We start from the raw sequence: 23,553 nt of genomic DNA on the forward strand, positions 1-23,553 counted from the left end.
TGTAGTTGGCCTGCACCAGTGCGCGCAGCACTTCTGTCAGGCTGGCCACGCCGGAGGCGTCGTCGTCGGCGCCCGGGGCGCGCATCGTCTCGCCCGAGCCGCCGGACTGGTTGATCGAGTCCAGGTGCGCGCCCATCACGATCACTTCGCTGCCGTTGTCGGAGCCCTGGATCGTCGCGATCACCGACTTCTGCGCCCAGCCCGCGTGGGTGAACTGCTCGACGGTGATGTCGCTGCGGCCCGCGCCCAGCGTCGCCCACTTCTGCTTGAGCCAGTTCGACGCCGCCACGCCGCTGCTGCTCGTGTAGTAGCGGTTGATGTTGGCCGACAGGTCGACGATGGTCTGGCCGATGTTGCTGGCCTGCATCTGCGCCAGGATCGGCGTCACGACGGCCTGCTGGTCGATCGTGTAGCTCGGTCGCGTCGCGGCGAGCGCGGCGGCCAGCCGCTGCGAAGTGCCCGGCGTGCTGTGGCGCTGCAGCGAGGCCAGGCCGGCCTCCTGGCTCGGGTGGTACATGTAGCCGCCGCAGCGGCGCAGTTCCTCGTGGATCGAGTGGCTCAGCGAGGCGAGCGCGTCCTCGTCGACCTCGACCAGATGGATGCCCTCGGGCTTGGCCGCGAAGGACAGCGCCGACGCGTCCTGCGCGGCGTCGGCCTTGACGCTGGCCACGGCGCGCGCGGCCGGGCGGTGCTTCTGCAACTGGGCCAGCGCGGCGTCGCCGAGGCTGATCCAGACCTTGTCGCCTGCGTAGGCGGGCGTGAGCGCGGCCAGGCCGACGCACACCGCGGTGATGGTGAGGAATGAACGCATGGGGTGTTCTCTCCGGAGTCGTTCCAGGAATGGCGAAGCCGGCGCGCCGCGCGGGGCGGCGCGCCGGGGTCGGTCAGTGGTCGATCAGGCGGGGATCAGTAGGTCCCGACCAGCGAGGCGCCGCTGACCGTCGCGTACGCGCTGACCAGCACGTAGTACACGCCGGCCGTCGGCGCCGAGAAGCTGATCGTCTCGGCGTTGGTCGAGCCGATCGAGCGCTTGTCGTAGGTCGTGGTCGTCGGCGCGGAGCCGCGCTTGACGTACAGGTCGCCGTCGCCCGAACCGCCGGACAGCTTGACCGTCAGCGTCGTGCGGCCCGCCGGCACGGTGATGCTGTAGAGCTTGGTCGCGCCCTTGGCCAGCGAGATGCCGGACACCGGCACGCCGCTGGTCAGCGGGGTCGCGGTCGGCGGCGGCGTGGTGCCGGAGCAGCTCACGCCGACGCTGGCGAAGGCGGCGGTCACGTCGGCCTTGGCGTAGCCGCGGTTGGTCGCGGCCGTCTCCACGCCGCAGGCGCCCTGGTTGAAGGTGCTGTTGGCGGTCCAGTACAGGCGGTTGGCGTCGACCATCACCTCGAAGGCCTTGCGCGTGTTCCAGCCCGGCTTGGTGGCCAGCAGGTAGAAGGCCTTGTTGTAGACGCCGCTGGAGTAGTGCACGTCCATGCCGCTGCGGTAGTCGGCCGCGTTGCCGATGGAGCTGCCGTCACGGGTCGGATCGTCGAAGTAGCGCAGCGCGCCCGAGCCCTTGAAGATCTGCGCGCCCACCAGCCAGTCGTTGCTGCCGTTGTTGCGGTAGTACTCGGCGGCTTCGCCGGCCATGTCGGAGAAGGCTTCGTTCATGCCGCCCGACTGGCCGGAGTAGGTCAGACCGGAGTTCTGCTCGGTGAAGCCGTGGCTCACCTCGTGCGCGGAGACGTCCAGCGACACCAGCGGATAGAAGGTGGTGCGGCCGTCGCCGAAGCTCATCGCCGTGCCGTCCCAGAACGCGTTCTCGTAGTTGCTGCCGTAGTGCACGCGCATGTACAGCGTGCCGGTCAGCGGACGGATGTTGAACCAGTCGCCGTACATCTTGAAGATGATCTCGCCGAAGTAGTGCGCGTCGTTCAGCGGCGAGTAGGCGCCGTTGATCTGCTTGTACTCGTTGCGCGAGCAGGTGAACTGGAAGGGCGTGTTGCTGGCGCCGGTGCTGCCGTTGAGGTTGACGGTGACGACGTTGCCGGAATTCATCTGGCAGGTGTCGGTCACCTTCAGGGGCGGGTAGTCGGTGCCGTACTCATAGCGGCCGGTCTTGGCGTTGCCGCCGGGGCCGGTCGCGTCCTTGTGGGCCAGGCCTTCCCAGCGCTCCAGCACCGCGCCGGTGGTGGCGTCGATCATGAAGTGCGGGCGGCTCGGCTGCTTCGCGTCGTGGCGCACGAAGGACACCAGGTAGAACAGCTGGGCCTTGTTGTTCTGGTTCAGCCGGACGTAGAGCTTGACCTGTTCGTTCTCGGTGATCGCGGCGTTGATGGCCCCCTTGGCCTGCGCCAGCGCGCCTTGCGAGGTCAGGCTGGCCTGCGCGGTGGGCAGGTCCTGCTGGATGTTGGCCAGCATGCTGCCGGAGAAGCGCGAGGCGCCGGCGTCGTTGCTCTCGACCACCCCTTCGCCCCACACCGGGACGCCTTGGTAGTACTGCTGGTGACGCGTGACGACCTTGCCGCCGGCGTAGGTCTGGCTGCGCACCGCCTGCAGGTCGCTGGCGCCGAGTCCGAGCGCCGTGGCGGCGGACTGCGGCGCGGCGCTGGAGGCGCGCATCTGCGTGTTGACGGGGGACGCGTCGTCGAGCAGGACGCGGTCCGCGGCGATCGCCTGGCAGGCGGCGGTGGCCGCGGCGGCGAACAGGGTGGCGCGCAGGACGCGCTGGATGGATGCCTGTGTGGAAACCTTAGACATAAGCCTCTTTCTTTCGTGATGGATCGATCAGATCTCCCGAAGAAATGGCCGTGCTCGCTCAGGTAGGAACGGGACGGCCCCCTCTGCTCGCGACCCAGTGGTGAGGCCGTGTCAGATGTTCTTGGAGGTGCGGCTGGCGCCGCGTCCCGAGGTGTCGCCGGGTGCCTCGGAGGGCCCGAGGTCGGTTGTGGGTGGTCCGGACGACTGGGCGAATGTAGGGGCTCCGGCGGCCGGTTCGGACTGTCAGGCCTTACAGCCGGTGTAACCCTTGCAACCAGGTTTTCGGGCACGTCGGTGGCTGGCGTACGCGCGATAGGCGAGGATCCGCATCACCGCGACCCTGATCCAGAGGACATGCTGGAAACCGGGGACGTATCAGGAGACGCACACCATGACGCCCATGGAGACGAACCCCATGCATACCGCCGCCGATGTCGATCCGGACCGTGCCGACCCGGCCTCCGGGTGGCGCACCCACGAGGTCACCAACCAGGTCGACGAGCTCAGCGGCTACTCGCTGCTCGAGACCGATCCTGCGCTGAAGGAGGCGCTCGCGCGCGCCGGTGCCGAGGCCTTCGTGCCGGGCCTGGACGCGTACGCGACCGAGTTGGGGCGTTCCGAGACCTACGCGATCGCCGAGCGCATCAACCGCGTCACACCGACGCTGGACAGCTTCGACAAGCGCGGCCGCCGTATCGATCGCGTCGAGTTCGACGCGGGCTGGCATGAACTGCTCGCGATGTACCGCGGGGCGGATCTGGTCGCGATGCCGTTCCGCGACGAGCGGCCCGGCCGCTGGGCCGCGTGGGCGGCCGGTTTCTACCTGCACGGGCAGGTCGAGGCCGGCACGCTCTGTCCCGCGACGATGACACAGGCCAGCATCCCGGTGCTGCGCCGCGAGCCGCAGCTGTGGGACACGCTGCGCGATCAACTGTTCAGCACCGAGTACGACGGGCGAGACCTGCCCCTCGCGCAGAAGCGCTCGATCTGGCTCGGCATGGGCATGACGGAGAAGCAGGGCGGGTCCGACGTGCGCGCCAACACCACGCGCGCCGAGCCGGTCGCGCACCGTGACGGGGGCGGGGGCGGTCGCGGCGGCGAGTACCGCCTCACCGGGCACAAGTGGTTCTTCTCCGCGCCGATGTGCGATGCGCACCTGGTCGTCGCCAAGACGCCGGACGGCGCGCCGGGCTGCTTCTTCGTGCCGCGCTGGCGGCCCGACGGAACGAAGAACGCCGTCAACGTGCAGCGCCTCAAGGACAAGGTCGGCAACCGCAGCAACAGCAGCTCGGAGGTCGAGTTCCAGGACGCCTACGGCGTGCTGATGGGCGAGGAGGGCCGCGGCATCCCGACCATCATCGAGATGGCGACCTACACGCGGCTGAACTGCGTCGTCGGCAGTGCGGCGATGTTGAGGCAGGCGCTGGTGCAGGCGCTGCACTACACGCGGCACCGCCGGGCCTTCGGCAAGCGGCTCGCGGAGCAACCGCTGATGCGCGCCGTGCTCGCGGACCTCGCGCTCGAGAGCGAGGCCGCGATGCAGTTGAGCCTGCGACTGGCGCATGCCTTCGAGCATCAGGACGATCCGCGCGAGCGCACCTGGATGCGGCTGGTCACGCCGGCGGCGAAGTTCTGGGTCTGCAAGCGCGCGGTCGAGCTTACCGGCGAGGCGATGGAAGTCCTCGGCGGCAACGGCTACATCGACGACGGCGTCATGGGCCGTCTGTACCGGGAGGCGCCGGTGAACTCGATCTGGGAAGGCTCGGGCAACGTGATGTGCCTGGATGTGATGCGCGCCGTGGCGCGCGATCCGCAGGCCTTCCTGGCGCTGCTCGACGAGCTTGAGGCGGATGTCGGCGACGACCGCGCACTGCGGGCTGAGCTTGACGCGCTGCGCGGCTTGCTGGCCACGCCGCCGGAGCAACTGGAAGCGCTGGGTCGCCGCTTCGCGACGCGCCTGGTGCTGTTGGCCCAGGCCGCGCTGCTGCGCCAGCACGCCCCCGGCTTCGTCGCCGATGCGTTCGTCGCCAGCCGGTTCGACCCGCAATGGGGGGCGGTCGCCGGGATGCTCGATGCGCGCACTGTCGATGTCGATGCCCTGTTGCTGAGAGCCTTCCCCGCGTGACCTAAACTTGCCCGCTTTCGTTGCTCTCTGGGCTTCTGGCCCGTCGCTGTTTTGGACAAGATCCTGCTTCAGATTGCCGCCGAACTGAAGGTTCGCCCGGCTCAGGTCAACGCCGCGGTCACGCTGCTCGACGGCGGCGCCACCGTCCCGTTCATCGCCCGCTACCGCAAGGAGGCCACCGACGGCCTCGATGACATCCAGCTGCGCGAACTCGAGGCTCGCCTGAGCTATCTGCGCGAGCTCGAGGACCGGCGCGAGGCCGTGCTCAAGAGCATCGAGGAGCAGGGCAAGCTCACCCCCGAACTCGCCGCCGCCATCGCCGCCGCGCCGACCAAGCAGGAGCTGGAAGACCTCTACCTCCCGTACAAGCAGAAGCGTCGCACCAAGGGCCTCATCGCCCGTGAGGCCGGCCTGGAGCCCCTCGCCGACAAGCTGTTCGCCGATCCCTCGCTGGATCCGATGGCCGAAGCCGGCGCCTTCCTCAACCCGGACGCCGGTTTCGCCGATGCCTTCGCGGTGCTGGACGGCGTGCGCGATCTGCTGTCCGAGCGCTGGGCCGAAGACGCCCTGCTGATCGGCAAGCTGCGCGAATGGCTGTGGGAGGAGGGGCTCTTCAAATCCAAGCTGATGGACGGCAAGGACGAGAACCACCCCGACATCTCCAAGTTCCGCGACTACTTCGACTACGCCGAGCCGATCCGCACCGTGCCCTCGCACCGCGCGCTCGCCGTCTTCCGCGGTCGCACGCAGGAGTTCCTCGATGCCAAGCTGGCGCTCGACGAGGAAGTTGTCCTCGGCCAGCCCTCGCTCGCCGAAGGCCGCATCGCGCGCCACCTCGGCTGGAGCCACGGCAAGCGCGCCGGTGACGAGCTGATCCGCAAGACCGTCGCCTGGACCTGGAAGGTCAAGCTCTCGCTGAGCCTGGAGCGCGATCTCTTCGGGCGCCTGCGCGAGGAAGCCGAGAAGGTCGCCACCAAGGTCTTCGCCGAGAACCTGCGCGACCTGCTGCTGGCTGCGCCGGCCGGCAAGCGCGTCGTCATGGGCCTGGACCCGGGCATCCGTACCGGCGTGAAGGTAGCGGTCGTCAGCGATACCGGCCGCGTGCTGGACACCTCGACCGTCTATCCCCATGAGCCCAAGCGCGACTGGGAAGGGGCGATCCACGTGCTGGGGCGTCTGTGCGCGACGCACGGCGTCAACCTCATCGCGATCGGCAACGGCACCGCCTCGCGCGAGACCGACAAGCTCGCCGCCGACCTCATCAAGCGCATCCAGTCGATGGCGCCCGACACGGTCATCGAGAAGGTCGTCGTCAGCGAAGCGGGCGCGTCGGTCTACTCGGCCTCCGAATTCGCGTCCAAGGAACTGCCGGATCTGGACGTGTCGCTGCGCGGCGCCGTGTCGATCGCGCGTCGCTTGCAGGATCCGTTGGCCGAGCTGGTGAAGATCGATCCGAAGTCGATCGGCGTCGGCCAGTACCAGCACGACGTCAACCAGAGCGAGCTCGCTCGCACCTTGGACACCATCGTCGAGGACTGCGTGAACTCGGTCGGCGTCGACCTGAACACGGCCTCCGCGCCGCTGCTGTCGCGCGTGTCGGGCCTGTCGGCGAGCGTCGCCAATTCGATCGTGCGCTGGCGTGACGCCAACGGCGCTTTCCGCAATCGTCAGCAGCTCCTGGACGTCACGGGTCTCGGCCCGAAGACCTTCGAGCAGGCGGCGGGTTTCCTGCGCATCCGAGACGGCGACAACCCGCTCGACGTCAGCGGCGTGCATCCCGAGACCTATCCGGTCATCGAGCGCATCCTGGCGCAGGTCCAGCGTCCGATTGCTGACGTGATGGGCAAGTCCGACGTGATCCGCGCGCTGAAGCCGGAGGCCTTCGCCGACGAGCGCTTCGGCGCCATCACGGTCAAGGACATCTTCGGCGAACTGGAGAAGCCGGGGCGCGATCCGCGTCCGGACTTCAAGGTGGCGCGCTTCAATGAGGGTGTCGAGGATCTCAAGGATCTGAAGGAGGGCATGGTGCTGGAAGGCACGGTGTCCAACGTCGCGCAGTTCGGCGCCTTCGTCGATCTGGGCGTGCATCAGGACGGTCTGATCCACGTCAGCCAGTTGGCCAACAAGTTCGTCAACGATGCCCGCGAGGTCGTCAAGACGGGCGACATCGTCAAGGTGAAAGTGCTGGAGGTCGATCTGGCCCGCAAGCGCATCTCGTTGACGATGAAGCTCGACGCGCAGGCGCCGCGCGGCGGCTCGAAGCCGGACAACAGCTTCCGACCTGCAGGACGCAACGAGCGTCAGGGCGGTGCTCGCCCACCCGGCGCGCGTGACGCCCAGCCCACGGGCGGCAACGCGATGGCAGCGGCCTTCGCGAAGCTCAAGCGCTGACCGGCACCGCCTCGATGCCTCGGATCGGGGCGACCGCTGCCCCTTTTCGGAAGTATTAGGAGGAATTCGTTACCCGGGAGGGTTACGAAGGGGGACATGGAGAAAAGGGGCTGCGGTCGTCCCGATCGTGCTCGGTCGAAGAAGTCGGACGCCGTCCACGGCGCCTGACCGCGTTTGATCCCACATTTTTCGCGGCCGGTCGCACCTGAGGTGTCGAAACGGGCGGCGTACGGCTACGCTGCGCGCCGTTTACCGTCAAAGACAAAAGTCGACAGACCTGCAAGGTGTCGACACCAAATCCTCGGGAGTTCCCTTGAAGACCCACGCCATCGCCAGGGCCTGTGCCCTTGTCTGCCTGACTGCTGTGCCTGCTGCCGTGTGGGCGCAGGACGCCCCGCCGGGGATGGGCAATGAGCCGACGTCGGGCAAGCGGCTGGACCGTGTGGAGATCACGGGCCGGAACACGGATTCCGAGCTTCGTCGCCGCGCGCCGGTCGCCAAGCAGATCTATGGCCGGGACGAGCTCGACAAGTACGGCGACACCAGCGTCGCCGACGTGCTCAAGCGCTTGCCTGGCGTGAACGTGTCCGACGGTGCGCCGCGCATGCGCGGGCTGGGCTCGGGCTACACGCTGATCCTGATCAACGGCGATCCGGCGCCTCCCGGCTTCAAGCTGGACCAGCTGGATCCTGCGCAGGTCGAGCGCATCGAGCTCACCAAGGGCCCGAGCGCCGATCAGAGCGCGCAGGCCGTCGCCGGTGCGATCAACATCATCCTCAAGGAAGCGCCGAAGATGTCGCAGCGCGACCTGCGCGTCGGTGCCGGCTACAACATCAATCATCCGGTGCCGTCGGCCACCTTCACCTACGGCGAGCGCTTCGGGCCGGTGTCGGTGTCGGTGCCGCTGTCGGCTTTCCAGTGGCTGCAGGAAATGAAGTCCACGACGGAGCGCAGCGCCACCGACGTGGACGGCGATCCCGTCGTCGCGATGCAGCACGGGAAGATGCGCAACTGGGGTCACGGCTTCAATTCGGCGCCGCGCGCGACCTGGAAACTCAGCGACGACGAGACCGTGTCGCTGATCGGCTTCGCGCAGAAGGGCTTCTGGAACAACTCGGTGCGGCTGACTCAGGATGCGGTCTACAGCGACGGCACACGCCTGGACGACAACGCCGACAACAAGGGCACCTGGCAGATGCTGCGCGCCAACCTGGCGTGGAACAACCGCTTCAGCGAGACCCAGAAGTGGGAGCTGAAGGCCGGCGTGCAGGACGCCAAGAACCACATCGAGAATCGCACGCGTCCGGTCGACGATCCGGTGGATGCGTTGCTCGACAGCCGCGACCGCAGCCTGACGCAGGCCGGCAAGTACAGCCACATCCTCGGCGAGGAGCACACGGTGACGGTCGGCTGGGACTTCGAGTTCCGCAAGCGCGACGAGATCCGCAACACGCTGGTCGGCGGCGAGGAGCAGCTTCCCGGATTGAACGGCGAGAACTTCGGCGCGCGCATCCGCCGTCAGGCCTACTTCATCCAGGATGAATGGGAGATCAACCCGCAGTGGTCGACCTACTTCGGCCTGCGCCATGAACAGATCGTGACGACGAGCCGCGGTGTCGGCACCGACGCGCGCAACAGCTCCAGCGTGCTGTCGCCGCTGTGGCACCTGACCTACAAGCTCGACCCGAAGGGGCGCGACATGATCCGCGCCAGCATCACCCGCAGCTACAAGGCACCGGAGCTGACGCAGATGCTGGGTCGCTACACGCTCAACAGCAAGTTCCAGAAGCCCGACGGCACCAACGACGAGTTCAACCCGGACCGCGTCGGCAATCCGTCGCTGAAGCCGGAGCTGGCCACCGGCCTGGACGTCGCCTACGAGAAGTACCTCACCGGCGGCAGCCTCTTCAGCGTCGGCGTCTTCCATCGCAACATCAGCCAGTTGATCCGCAACGTCGTCACGCTGGACGCGCCCACCGCGCTCGTGCCATTCCCGCGCTATGTGATCCGGCCGATGAACTTCTCCAGCGCCACCACCAGCGGCATCGAGCTGGAGCTGAAGGGTCGCGCGGGGGAACTCTTCCCGTCGCTGTTCGAGCCCAAGCTGCCGTTGAACCTGCGCGGCTCCGTGAGCGCCTACCGCTCGCGCGTGAAGGCCGTGGACGGTCCGGACAACCGCCTGGACCAGCAGCAGCCCTGGACCGCCAACCTCGGCTTCGACTATCGCTTCAGCAGCATCCCGGTCACCACCGGCGCCAACCTGAACTACACGCCGGTCTACACGGTGCGCCAGACCGATCGTCAGAGCGTCGAATACTCGCGCAACCGCGGGCTGGACGTTTTCGCCCAGTGGATCGTCAGTCCGAAGACCTCGGTGCGCTTCTCGGCCAATAATCTGTTCCCGCTCGACGCCCGGGCCGAGACCCAGTTGCCCGGTGATCAGTTCTACGCCACGGGGCGCGGTCTGAAGCCGTGGTTCCAGTTGAATCTGGAAATGAAGCTTTGATCCCTTCGCGAGGGATTGGCTGAATGGCCGCGTCGGGCGCCTCCGTTTTGAAAGGACGACCCGCCCGATGCAGGCCTTGCAGATCCTCGCCGGACCCCGTGCGCGCCAACGGCTGCGCGACCATGGCCTGCGTGCCGCCGACGTTCGCGTCGTGCCAGGCGCCGCCGGCGGCCCGAAGGGGCTGGTGCTCAGCGCGCTCGACGCGCATCTCTTCGGCGAGTTCCTGCCGTCCGGCGGTCAGGAGGTCCATCTGCTGGGAGCCTCCATCGGCGCCTGGCGCATGGCCACCGCCTGCCTGACCCGCGACGCCGCGCAGGCGAACGCCGAGTTCGAGCGGCTCGCCCACGATTACGCCTATCAGGACTACGAGTCGGCGCCCGGCAAGCGACCGACCGCCGCGACGGTTTCGCGCGCGTTCGCCGCGAAACTCGGCGAGATCTTCGGCGGCCGCGAGGCCGAGGTGCTGTCGCATCCGCAGTTCCGGCTGCATGTGTTCACCTCGCGCGGCAAGCATGTGCTCGGGCGGGAAGGGCGCTTGCGCACGCCACTCGGCTATCTGGGCGCGTTCGCGGCCAATGCGATGTCGCGCCGCGCGATGGGCGCCTGGCTGGAGCGGGTGGTGTTCTCCGACAAGCGCTCACCGTTGCCGATGCCGCTGGCCGACTACCGCAGCCGGCAGGTGGCGCTGGACGCGGGCAACCTCAAGCCCAGCCTCCTGGCGAGCTGCTCCATCCCGTTCTGGCTGCAGGCCGTGCACGACATCGAAGGCGCCCCCGCCGGCGCCTACTGGGACGGCGGCATCACCGACTACCACCTGCATCTCAACTATGCCGCGATGGTCGGCGACGGCATCGCGCTGTATCCGCACTTCCAGGCCAGCGTCGTGCCGGGCTGGCTCGACAAGGCGCTCAAGCATCGGCATCGGACCAGCGCCTTCCTCGACAACGTCGTGCTGCTCACGCCCAACCCCGAGTGGGTGAAGACGCTGCCCAACGGCAAGCTGCCCGATCGCAACGACTTCCAGCGCTACCTGAACGACGTCCCCGGTCGCGCCCGGGACTGGCTGCGCGCCGTCCGCGAAGGCGAGCGGCTGCGGGACGAGTTCCGCGAAGCCTGCGCCCGTCCGAGCCTCGACATCCAGGCGCTCTGAGCTACACTGGCGGCCTCCTTTTTTCTTTTTCCAACAAGGACCGGGAAAGGCGACATGGTTATGACACCGCGGACTACCACCTCCACTGCGAAGGTTTGAGCGACCGCGGCTCGTCACGTCTTTCATCAGCTGTCCGGAAAAAGTCAGCACCCCAGAAAAAGCGCGGCACGTGGTCGCGCTTTTTTGTTTTCTGGAGTTCCCCCTCATGTCCCACATCTCCATCCAACTGCCCGACGGCTCCAAGCGCGAGTTCCCGCAACCGGTGACCGTCGCCGAAGTCGCGGCCTCCATCGGCACGGGCCTGGCAAAGGCGGCGCTCGCCGGCCGCGTCGGCTCGGGCGACGCCGCGAAGGTCGTCGACACCAGCTTCCTCATCGATCAGGACACGCAGCTGGCCATCGTCACGGACAAGGATCCGGACGGGCTGGACGTCATCCGCCATTCGACGGCCCACTTGCTGGCCTATGCGGTCAAGGAGCTGTTCCCCGACGCGCAGGTCACCATCGGCCCGGTCATCGAGAACGGCTTCTATTACGACTTCTCGTACAAGCGTCCGTTCACGCCGGACGACCTGGCGGCGATCGAGGCCAAGATGGGCGAGCTCGCGAAGAAGGACGAGAAGGTCACGCGCTCGGTGCTGCCGCGCGATGAGGCCGTCGAGTACTTCAAGGGCATCGGCGAGGCCTACAAGGCCGAGATCATCGCCAGCATCCCGGCGGACCAGGATGTGTCGCTGTACGCCGAGGGCGGCTTCACCGACCTCTGCCGCGGCCCGCACGTGCCGTCGACGGGCAAGCTGAAGTTCTTCAAGCTGATGAAGGTGGCCGGCGCCTACTGGCGCGGCGACCATCGCAATGAGCAGCTGCAGCGCATCTACGGCACGGCCTGGGCGACCAAGGACGACCTCGCGAACTACCTGCGCATGCTGGAGGAAGCGGAGAAGCGCGACCACCGCAAGCTCGGCAAGGACCTGGAGCTGTTCCACATCGACGAGCACGCGCCGGGCGTCGTGTTCTGGCATCCCAAGGGCTGGACGATCTGGCAGGAGGTCGAGCAGTACATGCGCCGCGTGTACCGCGACAACGGCTACCAGGAAGTGAAGGGTCCGCAGCTGCTGGACAAGACGCTGTGGGAGGCCACCGGCCACTGGGACAAGTACCGCGACAACATGTTCACGACGGAATCGGAGAAGCGCGACTACGCGCTCAAGCCGATGAACTGTCCCGGCCACATCCTGATCTTCAAGCACGGCATCAAGAGCTACCGTGACCTGCCGCTGCGTTTCGGCGAGTTCGGCCAGTGCCACCGCAACGAGCCGACCGGCGGCCTGCACGGAATCATGCGCGTGCGCGGCTTCACGCAGGACGACGGCCACATCTTCTGCACCGAAGACCAGATCCTGGCCGAGTGCGTGGCCTACACCGCGCTGTTGCAGAAGGTCTACAAGGACTTCGGCTTCGACAACATCATCTACAAGGTCGCGACGCGCCCCGACGCGCGGATCGGTTCGGATGAGGTGTGGGACAAGGCCGAGTTCGCGCTGATGGAGTCGCTGCGCGCTTCGGGCGTCGAGTTCATCATCGCCCCGGGCGATGGCGCCTTCTACGGTCCGAAGATCGAATACACCCTCAAGGACGCGATCGGCCGCCAGTGGCAGTGCGGCACGATGCAGGTCGATTTCTCGATGCCTGCGCGCCTGGGCGCCGAGTACGTCGCCGAGGACGGCGAGCGTCACACGCCCGTGATGCTGCACCGCGCGATCGTCGGCAGCCTGGAGCGTTTCATCGGGATTCTGATCGAGCAGCACGCCGGCGCGCTGCCGGTTTGGCTCGCTCCGACGCAGGTGGTTGTCGCCAATATCACCGACGCCCAATCGGACTACGTTTCCAGCATTGTGAAATCGCTGCAAAAACAAGGGGTTAGGGTCCAGGCAGATTTGCGCAACGAGAAAATCACGTATAAAATCCGCGAGCATTCACTGCAAAAGGTGCCGTTCATCCTTGTCGTCGGCGACAAGGAAAAGGCGAACGGCGCAGTCGCAGTGCGCGCCCGAGGCAACCAGGATCTGGGCGTGATGTCGCTGGAGGACTTCGTTTCGAAGCTCTCGACCGCCATCGCGGACAAGGCCTGAGTCGGGCGCTTTTTGCGTTGTACTGATCAATACGGACCCTTGCCAAGGCCCGCCTAAAGGTAACCACCATCGCTACTTTTGCTGACCGTCGTGCGATTCCCGAGCGCAAGCACCGCCTGAATCGCGAAATCATCGCTTCTGAAGTCCGTCTCAATGGCCCCGAGAACGAGCCGATCGGCATCGTCTCGATCCAGGAAGCGCTCCGGATGGCCGGTGAGCTGGACGTCGATCTGGTTGAAATCGCCGCCACGGCCGTCCCGCCGGTCTGCCGGCTGATGGACTACGGCAGGTTCAAGTACCAGGAGCAGAAGCGCGCTGCGGAAGCCAAGTCCAAGCAGAAGGTCATCGAGGTCAAGGAAGTCAAGTTCCGTCCGGGCACGGACGAGGGCGACTACCAGATCAAGATGCGCAATCTGCGCCGCTTCATCGCGGAGGACGGCGACAAGGGCAAGGTCACGCTGCGCTACCGCGGCCGCGAGATCACCCACCAGGACATCGGCATGCGCATGCTGGAGCGCATCCGTGACGAACTGGCGGACGTGGCGGTGGTCGAGCACATGCCCAAGCTCGAAGGCCGCCAGATGATCATGGTGCTGGCGCCGAAGAAGCGCTGAGCGTCTGAGAGAATCCCGGCGGGGCCGATGAGGCCCCGTCTCAGTTTCAGCCCGCCGATCTGGTCGTCGGCGGGCTTATTAGTCTCCTGCAGGCCGGTCAAGTACCGCGGTCACCCGCGGTCGCCTGGAGGGACGCCCATAGAAGGAGCAGTCATGCCCAAGATGAAGACCAAGAGCAGCGCGAAAAAGCGTTTTCGCGTTCGTCCGGGTGGCACCGTCAAGCGCGGTCAGGCGTTCAAGCGCCACATCCTGACCAAGAAGACCACGAAGAACAAGCGCCAGCTTCGCGGCGCCACGACCGTGCATGAGACCAACATGGGCCACATCGCTTCGATGCTGCCCTTCGCTGGTCTGTAATCCAGCAGTAGACAAGGAGATACAACATGCCTCGCGTCAAACGTGGTGTAACCGCACGTGCTCGTCACAAGAAGGTCCTGGCTCTGGCCAAGGGCTTCCGTGGTCGTCGCAAGAACGTCTTCCGCATCGCCAAGCAGGCGGTGATGAAGGCGGGCCAGTACGCCTACCGTGACCGCCGTGCCAAGAAGCGCGTGTTCCGCCAGCTGTGGATTGCCCGTATCAACGCGGCAAGCCGTGGCCTGGGTCTGAGCTACAGCAAGTTTGTGGCCGGTCTGAAGAAGGCCGAGATCGACATCGACCGCAAGGTCCTGGCCGACCTCGCCGTCAACGACCCTGCTGGTTTCGCCAGCATCTTCGCCAAGGTGAAGGCCGCTCTGGCTTGATAGCCAAGGTCCACCCGCCGGTGCTCGCCGGCGGGCGGACTGGCCGCTCCGGTCCTGCCGGGGCTGCCTTTTTCAAAGGCCGACACCCCACGTGTTCGGCCTTTTTTCATTCCGGCGCAATGGTGACGGATGGTGCGATGTTCGCCATTCCACCGCTGTGCCATCCGACTTCCGCCAACGCCGCCGACGCTCCGTCGACGCCCCGCGATGAACGACCTCGATCAATTGCTGCACCAGGCGACCGGCGAATTCGCCGCTGCCACGACTCCCGCCGACCTGGAGAACGCCAAGGCGCGTTTCCTGGGCAAGACCGGCCAGGTCACCGAGCTGATGAAGGGCATGGCCAGCCTGCCCGTCGAGGAGAAGAAGACCCGCGGCGCGCAGATCAACCAGCTCAAGCAGGGCATCGAGGCGGCGCTGACCGCGCGCCGTCAGGCGCTGGCGGATGCGGAGCTCGAGAAGCAGCTCAAGGCCGAGGCGCTGGACGTCACGCTGCCCGGCCGCCAGCGCGGCACCGGCGGTCTGCACCCGATCACGCGCGCGATGGAGCGCATCGAGGCGATCTTCGGCTCGATGGGCTTCGACGTCGCCGACGGTCCGGAGATCGAGAACGACTGGTTCAACTTCACCGCGCTCAACACGCCGGAAGATCATCCGGCGCGCTCGATGCACGACACCTTCTACATCGAAGGGGGTCATGTCTTGCGCACGCACACCAGTCCGATGCAGATCCGCTACGCGGTGCAGCACGTCAAGAAGCATCGCGCGCTGATCGACGCCGGTCAGCCCATGCCCGAGATCCGCGTGATCGCCCCTGGCCGCACCTACCGCGTGGACAGCGACGCGACGCATTCGCCGATGTTCCACCAGGTCGAAGGCCTGTGGGTGGGCGAGAACATCAGCTTCAAGGACCTGAAGTCCGTCTACGTGAACTTCATGCAGCAGTTCTTCGAGACGACGGACATGGAGATCCGCTTCCGTCCGAGCTATTTCCCGTTCACCGAGCCCAGCGCCGAGATCGACATGATGTTCGGCTCCGGTCCGCTGAAGGGCCGCTGGCTGGAAGTGTCCGGCTCCGGCCAGGTGCATCCGCAGGTGATCCGCAACATGGGCCTCGATCCCGAGCGCTACATCGGCTTCGCCTTCGGCTCGGGCATCGACCGCCTGGCCATGCTGCGCTACGGCGTCAGCGACCTGCGTCTGTTCTTCGACGGCGACCTGCGCTTCCTGTCGCAGTTCAAGTAAATCGAGCCCCCGGTCGCCTAGAGAGCAAGAGAGAACCCCATGCAATTCCCTGAGTCCTGGCTGCGGGCCTTCTGCAACCCCGCGCTGAACACCCAAGAACTGGCCGAACTGCTGACCATGTCCGGCCTGGAAGTGGAAGAGCTGCGCCCGGTGGCGCCGCCGTTCCACGGCATCGTCGTGGCCGAGATCGTCGAGGCCGTGCAGCATCCGGACGCCGACCGCCTGCGCGTCTGCAAGGTCAACGCCGGTGGTCCGGAGCTGCTGCAGATCGTCTGCGGCGCGCCGAACGCGCGCGTCGGCATCCGCGTGCCGCTGGCCACGATCGGTGCGGAGCTGCCTCCTGGCGAGGACGGCAAGCCGTTCAAGATCGGCAAGGGCAAGCTGCGCGGCGTCGAGAGCTTCGGCATGCTGTGCTCGGCCCGCGAGCTGAAGCTCGCAGAGGACCACGGCGGTCTGCTGGAGCTGGCTGCGGACGCGACGATCGGCGAGGACATCCGCAAGCACCTGAACCTGGACGACACGCTGTTCACGCTGAAGCTGACGCCGAACCTGGCGCATGCGCTGAGCGTCTACGGCGTCGCGCGTGAAGTGTCCGCGCTGACCGGCGCACCGCTGCTCGCGCCCGAGATCAAGCCGGCCGTCGTCGCCACCGACGCGAAGCTGCCGGTGCGCGTCGAAGCCGCCGACCTGTGCGGCCGTTTCTCCGGCCGCGTGATCCGCAACGTCGACACGACGGCGAAGACGCCGCAATGGATGGTCGACCGCCTGGCCCGCTGCGGTCAGCGTTCGGTGTCGCCGCTGGTGGACATCTCGAACTACGTGATGTTCGAGCTGGGCCGCCCGTCCCACATCTTCGACCTCGACAAGATCCACGGCGAGCTGATCGTCCGCTGGGGCAAGCCGGGTGAACAGCTCAAGCTGCTGAACGGCACCACGATCGAAGTCGACGCCACCGTCGGCGTGATCGCCGATCGTGAGCAGGTCGAGTCGCTGGCCGGCATCATGGGCGGCGACGCCACCGCCGTCTCCGACGACACGAAGAACATCTACGTCGAAGCCGCGTTCTGGTGGCCGAAGGCGGTCATGGGGCGTTCGCGCCGCTTCAACTTCTCGACCGACGCGGGCCACCGCTTCGAACGCGGCGTCGATCCGGCCGGCACCGTCGATCACATCGAACGCATCACGCAGCTGATCCAATCGATCTGCGGCGGCGAGGCGGGTCCGATGGACGACCAGACCACGCAGCTGCCCGAGCGCAAGCCGGTCGCGCTGCGCGTCGATCGCGCCGCCAAGGTCATCGGCATGCCGGTGACGCAGGCCGACTGCGAAGGCGTGTTCAAGCGTCTGGGCCTGGAATTCACCTCGACCCCCGGCGTGATCACGGTGACGCCGCCGACCTTCCGCTTCGACATCCAGATCGAGGAAGACCTGATCGAGGAAGTCATCCGCGTGCTGGGTTATCCGAAGCTGCCGTCGACGCCGCCGCTGGCGCCGGTGGTCGGCAAGGTGGGCTCGGAGTCGCGCCGCGCGACGCACGCGCTGCGCCATGCCATGGCCGGCCTGGGCTACTTCGAGACGATCAACTTCAGCTTCGTGGAGGCGCGCTGGGAGCAGGAGCTCGCCGGCAACGCCAACCCGATCCAGCTGCTGAACCCGATCGCCGCGCCGCTGGCGGTGATGCGCACCTCGCTGATGGGCTCGCTGGTCCAGGCGCTGCGCAACAACCTGGCGCGCAAGTCGCCGCGCGTGCGCGTCTTCGAGATCGGCCGCGTGTTCCTGCGCGACGCGTCGGTGCAGGAAAGCGACACCACCATCGCCGGCATCGCGCAGCCGATGCGGCTGTCCGGCCTGGCCTGGGGCCCGGCGGACCAGCAGCAATGGGCGCAGAAGGACCGTGCGGTCGACTTCTTCGATGTGAAGGGCGACCTCGAGGCGCTGTTCGCGCCGCGCGTGCTGAGCTTCGAAGCGGCCGAGCATCCGGCGCTGCATCCGGGCCGCAGCGCCCGCGTGCTGCTGGACGGCGCGGCCATCGGCGTCGTCGGCGAACTGCATCCGAAGTGGCGTCAAGGCTACGAACTGCCGAGCGCGCCGGTCCTGTTCGAGCTGTCGCTGGACGCGGTGCTGGCGCGCACGCTGCCGCAGGGTCAGGGCGTGCCTCGCCTGCAGGCGGTGCAACGCGATCTGGCGCTGATCGTCAATGAGCAAGTGACCTACGCCTCCCTCATCCGGGCGATCGAAGCCAGCGGCGAAGCCCTGGTACGCTCTGCGCGTCTGTTCGACGTCTTCAAGCCGGCCCAACCGACGGCGGAGCTGAAGGCGAACGAGCGCAGCCTGGCCGTGCGCCTGGAGCTGCTCGATGACGAGAACACGCTGACCGACGAACGCATCGAGCAGGCGGTGGCGAAGGTGGTGGCGCAGCTGGGCGAAAGTCTCGGCGCGCGCCTGCGAGGCTGAGGGAGGGGAGGACACCCATGAGTGATGACGATCTGAAGGAGCAGGCGCGCGTGCTGCTCGGCAGTCTGGAGACGCCCACGCTGACCAAGGCCGAGCTGGCGGAGCTGTTGTTCGACAAGCTCGGCTTGAACAAGCGCGAGTCCAAGGACATGGTCGAGGCCTTCTTCGACATCATTCATCAGAGCCTCTCCAGCGGCCGCGAAGTGAAGCTGTCGGGCTTCGGCAACTTCAACATCCGGCGCAAGGCGCCGAGACCCGGCCGCAACCCGCGCACCGGCGAAGCGATCCCGATTGCGGCCCGCAACGTCGTGACGTTTCATGCGAGTCACAAATTGAAAGAAGCCGTCCAAGGCAACACGCCTTCGGGTGGTGACTTCGAGTAGAGTCTGACCCTTCCCGCCGCTGCCGGAGCCGCTGATTCCCATGGACGTCCAGCTTCCCGCCATTCCTGCCAAGCGCTACTTCACCATCGGTGAGGTGAGCGAGCTGTGCGGCGTGAAGCCCTACGTGCTCCGCTATTGGGAACAGGAGTTCACGCAGCTCAAGCCGATGAAGCGGCGCGGCAACCGGCGCTATTACCAGCACCATGAAGTGCTGCTGATCCGCCGCATCCGCGATCTGCTCTACGACCAGGGCTTCACGATCAGCGGTGCACGCAATCAGCTGATCGACTCGACGCACCTCGTGACCAACGCGCAGGAGTTCCGCGCGGAAGCGCTGGCGTCCGCGCAGCGCGATGTGTACCGTGATCATCGCGAAGCGTCGCGCGCATTAGCGGCGGACGTTGCGCACAGCGCGGCGCACACGTCGGTGTCGCTCGAGAAACTCACCCTGGAACAGGTCCGGGACGAGTTGTTGGCGATTCGAGAGAGTTTGCTTGCATGAGCCTCTCGAATACGTATAGAATCTAAGGCTTAGTCGGGGCGTAGCGCAGCCTGGTAGCGCACTTGCATGGGGTGCAAGGGGTCGCGAGTTCGAATCCCGCCGCCCCGACCATTTATAAGAAGAATCAGGAAGCCCGGTATCGCAAGATGCCGGGCTTTTTGCTTTCCGGGCTCAGCCCCATCCACGGGCGCAGCAGGTTCACGCGCATCGCCAGCAGCGCGGCGAGCAGGCAACCCAGCGCCGTGATCGCCACGAGCGCCGCGGCCTCGATGGCCAGCGGCCATTGCAGCGGTGCCAGCAGGTGTCCCGCGATCACCGTCACCGTCTGGTGGACCAGATAGAACGGGAACACGGCCAGCGTCAGCCAGCGCAGCAGCGGCGAATCGCGGTCGGCCAGCCACTGCCTGCCGAAGCCCAGCACCGCCACGATCGGCAGCCATTGCTTGCCCGCGTTGAGCGCGCGCAGCGCCATGAGCAGCCACTCCGGGAAGTCGTCGCCGTGTGCGAGCCGCCACTCGCTCGTGAGCGTCTGCGACAGCAACTGCACCACGACATAACCGACGAGCGCGATCCAGCGCAGACGTCGCGCGGCCTCCCAGGCGCCATGGCGGTCGTCGCGGCTGCCGTAGAGCGCGAAGCCCAGCAGGAACACCGCGAAGTACACGCCGTGCTGGTACCAGTCATGGACGAGGTCGTGCGTGCTGGGGAAGCGCTCCAGCAACTGCTGGCGCAGCAGTGCGAACACGAGCCATGGCACCCACAGCAGGCGGCCTCCGGCCACGACCTGGCGCCATGCCGCATGGGCGAACAGGTCGCGTGCGGCGCGCAGGTGCAGCGCCAGCAGCACGATCACGGTGTAGGCCCACAGGTAGGGCAGGAACCAGAGGTGATTCCAGGTCGGCAGCTTGAGGCAGTCGTCGCCGCGGCAGAAGCCGTGATACGCCTGGAAGTAGAGCGTCAGGAAATCGCCATAGCTGCCGGCGTAATGGAGCTTCTCGACGACTTCCAGATAGGCCTGCGGCGGCACGATCACCGTCATCCCGAACAGCAGCGGCAGCAGCAATCGCTTGCTGCGTGAAGCGACGAGGCCGTTGGCGCCGTCGGTCCGTCCCGCCATCAACGCGGTGGCCGCGCCGGAGATCAGGAACAGCAGCGACATGCGCCACGGGTTCAGCCAGAGCATCCAGGCCTCGAGTGCGGGGACGAGTCGCGGCGACTTCACGTGCCAGTCCCAGCTCACGTAGAACATGCCCGAGTGGTAGAGGATCAGCAGGCCGAAGGCGATGACGCGCAGCCAGTCGAGTTCGGTCAGGCGCGAACTCGACACCGTGCCGCGTGAGGGGAGGGAGGGGGTGTTCATGGGGCGCAGCTTCGCCGCCGAACCGACGCCTGCGCACGGAATGTGACGAACCGCCCCCGTCCGGTGACGACCCGCCCCGTCCCAGGGGCCGTTCGCGCGGGCTGCGGGCCCCGTGCGCGCCTACACTGCGCCGCCATGACCGAGGACAAGTGGCTGGGGATCTATCTGACGCGGCGGCGCTGGGTCGAGCGCGCGCTCTGGAGCGCGCTGCTGCTCGGTTCGGCACTGGCAAACACGATCACGACCAACCTGGACATCCGCCGCGCCGGACTGCGGTTCGACACCTGGGAGCCGGCGGTCTGGGAGTTCTCCAGCGCCCTCGTCTGGATGGTGCTGATCCCGTGGATCGTCCGTGCGGCGGATACGAAACCGCTGCGCTGGGGCGTGCTGCAGCGGCATCTGCCGTGGCATGTGCTCTTCGCACTCATGACCAGCCTCGCGCACGTCCTGGGCATGGTGGCGCTGCGCAAGCTGGCATATGCGACGCAGGACGCCGTCTACGACTTCGGCAACTGGCCGCTCGAGCTGTTCTACGAAGCCTTGAAGGACGTCCGCAGCTACGCCTTCATCCTGGTGATCGCCGGAGCGTACCGGTTGTTCGTGTGGCGCTGGCAAGGCGAGGCGAGCCTGCTGGCGGAGCCGCCGCAGCCGCCGCAGCCGCCGGAGCCCGCCCCCGCGCCGCGTCCGCCCGAAGCTTCTTTGCCCGCTTCGTCTTTGCCTGCCTCGTCGACGCCCGAACGGCGGGACGCGCCGGCCGCGGTCTCGCCCGCGCTGCCCGAGCGCCTGCTGGTGAAGAAGCTCGGCAAGGAGTTCCTGCTGCCGATCGACGAGATCGAGTGGGTGCAGGCCTGCGGCAACTACGTGAACCTGCGCCGGCAGCAGCACGACTACCCGCTGCGCAGCAGCCTGGGCGCCTTCGAGCAACGCCTGGATCCGGCGGCCTTCGTGCGCGTGCACCGCGGCTACCTGGTGCGACTGAGCCTGATCGACGCCATCGAGCCCACCGAGGCTGGCGATGCCCATCTCCGCCTGCGGGACGGCAGTCGCGTGCCCTGCAGCCGCACCTACCTGGAGCGTCTGCGGCAGCGTCTTGTCTGACTGGGCGAACTCCTGTCCGCCGGGTTCACCGGAGGGCCCTCGCGAGGCTATGCTCTGACCCCAATGGACGCCCCTCTGGAAACTCACGACGTCGCCGACCCGTCACCGCGCCTGCTGCGCGAGTCCGGCGAGGGCGGACGCATCCGGGCGCGGCTGGAGGGCGACTGGACGCTGCTGGCGCTGCGCGAACGCGTCGAGGCGCTGCGCGGTGAACTCGGCGACGTGCCGACGGCCAACGTGTCGTGGGACCTCAGCGCGGTGCGCCGGCTCGACCCCACCGGCGCGCTGCTGCTGTGGCAGGCCTGGGGGCGCCGGCAGCCGGAAGATCTGCGCTGGCCGCCGGCACCGATGGCGGACATGTTCCAGGCGCTGTTCGCGCGGCTGGGCAGCAAGCAGGGCAAACCGGCCCGGCCCCCGCGTGCGCAGAACGTGCGCCAGTTCGGGCAGGGTCTGCTCAACCTGGCCAGCCATCTGCTGGACGCGACCGCGCTGCTCGGCCAGGTCACGCGCGACCTCGGCACGCTGGCCCGTCATCCCAACCTGATCGCGTGGAAGGACATCTCCGCCCACATCTACCGCAGCGGCGCGCAGGCATTGGGCATCACGGCGCTGGTGGGCGTGCTGGTCGGCATCACCTTGTCCTACCTGACCGCCAAGCAGCTGCAGAGCTACGGCGCCGACATCTACGTGATCAACATCCTCGGGATCAGCGTCTGGCGCGAGCTGGGGCCGCTGCTCGCGGCGATCCTGGTGGCGGGGCGCAGCGGCTCGGCGATGACGGCGCAGCTCGGCGTGATGCGGGTGACGCAGGAGCTGGACGCGCTCTCGGTGATGGGCATCTCGCACACGATCCGGCTGGTCGTGCCCAAGATGGTGGCCCTGGCACTGTCGTTGCCCCTGGTCATGACCTGGACCAGCAGCATGGTGCTGCTCGGCGGCATGATCGCCGCGCGGGCGACGCTGGGCCTGGACTACGTGCAGTTCCTGCAAGGCCTGCCGGCTGCCGTGCCGGTGGCCAACCTGTGGCTGGGACTGGCCAAATCGGCGGTGTTCGGGCTCATGATCGCGTTCGTGGCCTGCCATTTCGGGCTGCGGATCAAGCCGAACAGCGAAAGCCTCGGGACCGGCACCACCGATTCGGTGGTGAGCGCGATCACCGTGGTCATCATCGTGGACGCGATCTTCGCGGTGATGTTCTCCGACGTGGGGTTGAAAGCATGAGCGGATGTATCGAACCGACCTCGGCCGATGCCGTCGAGGAACTGAACGTCCAGCCGGGCGATCCGGTGATCGAGGTGCGGCACGTCGGCACGGTGCTCGGCGGCGTGCGCATCCACAAGGACCTGAGCCTGGAAGTCACCGCCGGCGAGGTGCTGGCCATCATCGGCGGCTCGGGCAGCGGCAAGACGACGCTGCTGCGGCTGATGCTGGGCCTGGAGCGGCCCAGCGAGGGCGAGGTGCTGGTCTTCGGCCACAAGCTGGGCAAGTGCGAGGCGACCGACCTCGCGCAGGTCCGTCACCGCTGGGGCGTGCTGTTCCAGCAGGGCGCGCTGTTCTCGGCGCTGTCGGTGTTCGACAACGTCGCGCTGCCGCTGCGCGAGCTCAAGAGCCTGCCCCGGGACCTGATCGCGGAGCTGGTGATGACCAAGCTGCAGCAGGTCGGCCTCAAGCCGGAGGACGGCATCAAGATGCCGGCGGAACTGTCGGGCGGCATGATCAAGCGGGTGTCGCTGGCGCGCTCGCTGATCATGGATCCGCAACTGCTGTTCCTGGACGAGCCGACCGCCGGTCTCGATCCGGCCAGCTCGAAGAACTTCGTGCAGCTGATCGAAAGCCTGCGGCGCGAGATGGCGCTGACGGTGGTGATGGTCACGCACGACGTGGACACGCTGTTCGCGATCGCCGATCGCGTGGCGGTGCTGGCGGACCAGCACCTGATCGCGCACGGGCCGCTGGAGCTGGTGGTCAAGCAGAAGCACCCGTTCATCCGCAACTTCTTCCTCGGCCACACGGACCGCTGCGCCGCGGACAACCTGCGCAGCTACCGCGACGCGCTGCAGCACCGCGACGAGATGCCCGCCTGAGCGCGACGGACCGTCGGCGGCGCCCTCTGAC

The 23,553-nt window shown here is 67.1% G+C and carries 18 protein-coding genes and 1 tRNA gene; 16 read left to right on the forward strand and 3 right to left on the reverse strand.

Features of this window, described 5'->3' with window-relative positions:
* Together VF536_RS04735 and VF536_RS04740 are read right to left on the reverse strand one after the other, a co-directional pair.
* Positions 1–811, reverse strand: an 811-nt coding sequence (locus tag VF536_RS04735) for a M28 family peptidase (protein WP_331613652.1), incomplete at its 3' end; no start/stop codon positions are given.
* 95 nt (positions 812–906) lie between these two features.
* Positions 907–2,739, reverse strand: a complete 1,833-nt coding sequence (locus VF536_RS04740) for a M4 family metallopeptidase (protein ID WP_331613654.1) — start codon at positions 2,737–2,739, stop codon at positions 907–909.
* 415 nt (positions 2,740–3,154) lie between these two features.
* Here VF536_RS04740 and VF536_RS04745 point away from each other — a divergent pair, with 415 nt between their 5' ends.
* The 13 genes from VF536_RS04745 (at position 3,155) to VF536_RS04805 (ending at position 19,091) form a co-directional block, all read left to right on the forward strand.
* Complete coding sequence (locus tag VF536_RS04745; protein ID WP_331613655.1) at positions 3,155–4,864, forward strand: acyl-CoA dehydrogenase family protein; 1,710 nt, start codon at positions 3,155–3,157, stop codon at positions 4,862–4,864.
* Positions 4,865–4,915: 51 nt separating this feature from the next.
* Positions 4,916–7,255: a Tex family protein gene (locus tag VF536_RS04750; protein WP_331613657.1), complete on the forward strand. Its 2,340-nt coding sequence runs from the start codon at positions 4,916–4,918 to the stop codon at positions 7,253–7,255.
* Between the two features lie 313 nt (positions 7,256–7,568).
* Positions 7,569–9,761, forward strand: coding sequence for a TonB-dependent receptor (locus VF536_RS04755; protein ID WP_331613659.1), 2,193 nt, complete (start codon positions 7,569–7,571; stop codon positions 9,759–9,761).
* Positions 9,762–9,828: 67 nt separating this feature from the next.
* Positions 9,829–10,911, forward strand: a complete 1,083-nt coding sequence (locus VF536_RS04760; RefSeq protein WP_331613660.1) for a phospholipase — start codon at positions 9,829–9,831, stop codon at positions 10,909–10,911.
* Positions 10,912–11,116: 205 nt separating this feature from the next.
* A complete protein-coding gene (thrS, locus tag VF536_RS04765) occupies positions 11,117–13,042 on the forward strand; it encodes a threonine--tRNA ligase (protein WP_331613661.1) in 1,926 nt (641 codons plus the stop codon).
* Between the two features lie 68 nt (positions 13,043–13,110).
* A complete protein-coding gene (infC, locus tag VF536_RS04770) occupies positions 13,111–13,656 on the forward strand; it encodes a translation initiation factor IF-3 (RefSeq protein WP_297530927.1) in 546 nt (181 codons plus the stop codon).
* 153 nt (positions 13,657–13,809) lie between these two features.
* Positions 13,810–14,013, forward strand: a complete 204-nt coding sequence (gene rpmI / locus VF536_RS04775) for a 50S ribosomal protein L35 (protein WP_088403518.1) — start codon at positions 13,810–13,812, stop codon at positions 14,011–14,013.
* Between the two features lie 26 nt (positions 14,014–14,039).
* Positions 14,040–14,396 (forward strand): 50S ribosomal protein L20, encoded by a 357-nt coding sequence (gene rplT / locus VF536_RS04780; protein WP_067275752.1) that lies wholly within the window; start codon positions 14,040–14,042, stop codon positions 14,394–14,396.
* 207 nt (positions 14,397–14,603) lie between these two features.
* Positions 14,604–15,641, forward strand: a complete 1,038-nt coding sequence (gene pheS, locus VF536_RS04785; protein WP_297530917.1) for a phenylalanine--tRNA ligase subunit alpha — start codon at positions 14,604–14,606, stop codon at positions 15,639–15,641.
* A gap of 39 nt (positions 15,642–15,680) precedes the next feature.
* Positions 15,681–18,095, forward strand: coding sequence for a phenylalanine--tRNA ligase subunit beta (gene pheT / locus VF536_RS04790; protein ID WP_331613662.1), 2,415 nt, complete (start codon positions 15,681–15,683; stop codon positions 18,093–18,095).
* A gap of 17 nt (positions 18,096–18,112) precedes the next feature.
* The gene (locus VF536_RS04795) at positions 18,113–18,478 is read left to right on the forward strand and encodes an integration host factor subunit alpha (protein ID WP_331613663.1); all 366 of its coding nucleotides are present in this window, start codon (positions 18,113–18,115) and stop codon (positions 18,476–18,478) included.
* 40 nt (positions 18,479–18,518) lie between these two features.
* The gene (locus VF536_RS04800) at positions 18,519–18,980 is read left to right on the forward strand and encodes a MerR family transcriptional regulator (protein WP_331613664.1); all 462 of its coding nucleotides are present in this window, start codon (positions 18,519–18,521) and stop codon (positions 18,978–18,980) included.
* A gap of 34 nt (positions 18,981–19,014) precedes the next feature.
* Positions 19,015–19,091: transfer RNA gene (locus tag VF536_RS04805), tRNA-Pro, on the forward strand.
* Between the two features lie 13 nt (positions 19,092–19,104).
* On the opposite strand, the gene VF536_RS04810 is transcribed toward VF536_RS04805, so the two are convergent.
* Complete coding sequence (locus VF536_RS04810) at positions 19,105–20,340, reverse strand: acyltransferase family protein (RefSeq protein WP_331613665.1); 1,236 nt, start codon at positions 20,338–20,340, stop codon at positions 19,105–19,107.
* Between the two features lie 135 nt (positions 20,341–20,475).
* Between VF536_RS04810 and VF536_RS04815 the strand changes: the two genes are divergently transcribed.
* The 3 genes from VF536_RS04815 (at position 20,476) to VF536_RS04825 (ending at position 23,522) form a co-directional block, all read left to right on the forward strand.
* A complete protein-coding gene (locus VF536_RS04815) occupies positions 20,476–21,438 on the forward strand; it encodes a LytTR family DNA-binding domain-containing protein (protein ID WP_331613666.1) in 963 nt (320 codons plus the stop codon).
* A 63-nt stretch (positions 21,439–21,501) separates the two neighbouring features.
* A complete protein-coding gene (locus VF536_RS04820) occupies positions 21,502–22,659 on the forward strand; it encodes an ABC transporter permease (protein ID WP_331613667.1) in 1,158 nt (385 codons plus the stop codon).
* A complete protein-coding gene (locus tag VF536_RS04825; RefSeq protein WP_331613668.1) occupies positions 22,656–23,522 on the forward strand; it encodes an ABC transporter ATP-binding protein in 867 nt (288 codons plus the stop codon). Before VF536_RS04820 ends, VF536_RS04825 begins: the two co-directional genes overlap by 4 nt.
* The last annotated feature ends 31 nt before the right edge of the window (positions 23,523–23,553 follow it).

The sequence above is a fragment of the Roseateles sp. genome (assembly GCF_036486225.1).
Classification (GTDB): Bacteria; Pseudomonadota; Gammaproteobacteria; order Burkholderiales; family Burkholderiaceae_C; genus Roseateles.